At 69.4% G+C, this 1,808-nt stretch carries 1 protein-coding gene; it reads right to left on the bottom strand.

Going from position 1 to position 1,808, the window contains the following annotated elements:
- Nucleotides 1-1,781 (bottom strand): SDR family oxidoreductase (locus tag ACFY2B_RS46125; RefSeq protein WP_390769042.1); only part of this gene is annotated, 1,781 nt, incomplete at its 3' end.
- Nucleotides 1,782-1,808: the final 27 nt, after the last annotated feature.

Raw genomic sequence — 1,808 nt, forward strand, 5'->3', positions numbered from 1 at the left:
CCAGCCGCCGCACCCGCACGCAACCCCCGCAGATCCAACTTCACCGGCACCAACAGCGCCTGCCCGGACCCCACAGCGGCATCGAACAACTCCATACCCTCCACCGCCGAGATCGCCAGCACACCACCACGGCTCGCACGCCGGCTCATCCGCACCTGGTCGGCGCTGCTGAGGTGCGTGATCAACCCGCTGGTGTGCTTCCACGGGCCCCACGCCAGCGACAACCCAGGCAGGCCCGCGGCCCGACGACTGGCCATCAATCCGTCGAGAAAGGCATTCGCCGCCGCGTAACCACTGCTGCCGGCTCCCAGGAACACGGACGAGACGGAGGAGTAGACGATGAACGCGTCAAGGTCCATGTCCCGGGTCAGCTCATCCAAGTGCCGCACCGCGTCCACCTTCGGTCCGAACACACTCGCCAGCCGATCCGGGGTCAGACCACCGATCACCCCGGCGTCGAAGACACCTGCCGTATGCACCAGCCCCGTCAGGCGATGCTCGTCCGGCACTGATGCCAACAGAGCGGCCACCTGATCACGGTCGGACAGATCACAGGCGACCACGGAAACCTCTGCTCCGTGGCCGGCCAGCTCGGCTACCACATCCTCCACACCCTCGGCGGCCGCACCCCGCCGACTGGCCCACACCAAATTCCGCACACCATGGTGAGATACGACATGCCGAGCCACCAGCGCACCCAACGACCCCCCACCCGTGATCATGACGGTCCCCTCTTGCGCGAACACCGCCGGAACATCAGGCGTCCGAGCGGCAGCACGGCCCAGCCGAGGGACCGACAGTGCCGTGCCACGGACCGCGATCTGCGGCTCGCCGCTGGCCAGCACCGAACCCAGCACCGCCTCCGCACCGCCGTCGGCGGCGGGATCGAGGTCCAGCAGGATGATCCGGCCCGGATTCTCGGCCTGTGCGGCACGAACCAGACCCCACACCGCCGCAGCGGAAGAATCAGTCACCTTACCGTCACCGCCGGCGGGAACCGCGCCCCGGGTCACCACCACCAGGTGCGACTGCTCCAGGCCGGTTCCCGCCAGCCAGGTCTGCACGACCGCCAACGCACGTGACGTCAAGTTCAGCGTCGCATCCGCATCCGCATCCGCACCACTGACGACTTCCAGCACGACCGCCGCAGGCGCATTCCCGGTCAGGGCCGCCACGTCGTCCGCGGTGGCCACCGCCGCCCACGACGGCTCGTCGTCGGGTTCGGCCGAGGCCAGTCCGGTCCAGTCCACTTGTAACAACGAGCCGGCACTCGCCGTAGGCGCCGCCGTGGCGCCCACCTGCTCGGCGGACACCTCACGCAACGCCAGCGAATCCACGGTCACAACCGGATCGCCGCCCTCGTCAGCGGCCGCCAGCGACACCGTGCTGGGCCCTCCAGGCATCAACCGCACCCGCAACACCGACGCACCGACGGCATGCAGCACGGCCCCCTTCCAATCGCCCGGTTGCCACGGCTCCTGCCCGTCTTCGCCGATACTCATCACGGCCGGGTGCAGGGCCGCGTCCAGCAATGCGGGGTGGAGACCGAAAGCGGCAGCGTCCGCCCGCTGCTCATCAGGAAGGACGACCTCGGCGAAGACCTCCTCCCCACGCCGCCACACCGCACGCGCCCCCTGAAACGCGGGCCCGTAGGCGTAACCGCGTTCGATCAGGTCGGTGTAGAAGTTCCCCACCTCGACCGCTTCCGCACCGGGCGGCGGCCAAGCCGTGAAATCGAACCCGGCCCCGGTCCCGGTCCCACCCGGCGCCGCCGACAGCACACCAGAGGCATGCCGCGTCCACACATC

It is taken from the genome of Streptomyces sp. NPDC001270 (assembly GCF_042896695.1).
In the GTDB taxonomy this organism is placed as follows: domain Bacteria; phylum Actinomycetota; class Actinomycetes; order Streptomycetales; family Streptomycetaceae; genus Streptomyces.